The 1,436-nt window shown below is 64.0% G+C and carries 2 protein-coding genes; one reads left to right on the forward strand and one right to left on the reverse strand.

Features of this window, described 5'->3' with window-relative positions:
* Positions 1–107 precede the first annotated feature (107 nt).
* Positions 108–860, forward strand: coding sequence for a YdcF family protein (locus AC4FAH_RS02210; protein WP_043335281.1), 753 nt, complete (start codon positions 108–110; stop codon positions 858–860).
* Between the two features lie 124 nt (positions 861–984).
* Here AC4FAH_RS02210 and AC4FAH_RS02215 read toward each other — a convergent pair.
* Positions 985–1,436, reverse strand: a 452-nt coding sequence (locus tag AC4FAH_RS02215; protein ID WP_490245599.1) for a hypothetical protein, incomplete at its 5' end; no start/stop codon positions are given.

Genomic DNA, 1,436 nt, shown 5'->3' on the forward strand with positions numbered 1-1,436 from the left:
CTGAGGGCCAGAACGTGTGAGCCCCCAGGGCCTCAGACGCTTGAACGCTCAACCTTACCCGTTGCCGGGCCGATGCCCGGCACTGCCTCTGCACAAGCGAGACCACAATGGGCATCACCGAGTTACTCGGCATCATCAAGGACCTGGTATTGCCGCCCGGCGGGCCTCTCCTGCTGCTGTTCCTGGCCATGCTCGTGCTCAAGCGCTGGCCAGGCCTGGCACGCGCCATGATGGTCGTGGCCATTCTGGGCATGTGGCTGCTGTCCTCACCGGTCGTCTCCACGCGTCTGATGTCAGGGCTGGAGCGCATTCAGCCCAGTGAACCGGCAGAGTGGATCCAGGCGCAGGCCGTGGTCGTGCTTTCCGGCGGACGCTACTACGACGCCCCGGAGCTGCAAGGCCGCGATCGCATCAATGGCGAGACGCTCAGCCGTCTGGATGAAGGCGTCCGCGTGGCCCGCAACGCGGAGCTGCCGATTCTGCTCACCGGTGGCAAGGTATCGTCCTCCGATGACGGCACCCTCGCCGAGCTGATGCAGCGCTCGCTGATCGATGAATTCGACTACCCGGCGCGCTGGCTTGAGAACCGCAGCGAGAACACCCAGCAGAATGCGCTCTTCACGCGCGAGATGCTCGAGCAGGACGACATCAACAAGATCGTGCTGGTGACCAGCGCCTGGCACATGCCGCGCGCGATGCGCAACTTCCAGAATCAGGGCTTCCGCACCATCATCCCGGCGCCGGTGGGCTACACCACGGTCTCCGGGCTGGGCATCGATGCCTGGATCCCCAACAGCTCCGCGCTGACCCAGTCGCGCTGGGCACTGCATGAATGGATCGGCTGGCTGGTGGGTCGCTAGCCCCGACAGCGCTGTTGGCAAGACAAGCGAAGGACTGCTGACAAGACACACGAAGGGCTGCCCATGGGCAGCCCTTCGTGTGTCTATATAACCCGCTCATCAGTCGCTTATCGCAGGATTGTGCTCATTCGCTGTCACGCATCCAGCTGGCCTCCTTGAGCCATGGCCCCAGCTGGCGGAGCTGGAAGGCGCGATCGCGCGTCCACTCGTCACTGCCGACATGCGCCGTGCCGCCAGGCGCTTCTCCCAGCACATCGTCCGGGAACTTCAGGCTGTCACGACCCTTGATCTGCAGCGAGTAACACCGGTCGTGGCTGACCAGACTTTCGCGCAGGTAGCGCCACACGCATTCCTTCATGAACCACTGATCGATATTCGGCGTCTCGACATGCTGTGGCTGCCACTGGGCCAGCAATGTCTCGAGTGGCGGCAGGACTCCGGCCACCCCGCCCCACAGCCCCGCCAGCACCAGATCGGTATGACTCCACCAGTCACGCATGACATGGAAGAAGCGCCCGGAGGTCAGCCACATCTGCACCGCGCGCACTTCGCGCAGGCTGATGACGCTGTCGCAGT

The organism is Cobetia sp. (assembly GCF_983723665.1).

Coding starts and splice junctions, on each gene's coding strand:
- AC4FAH_RS02210 (WP_043335281.1), top strand. CDS start 108: ATGGGCATCACCGAGTTACTCGGCATCATCAAGGACCTGGTATTGCCG.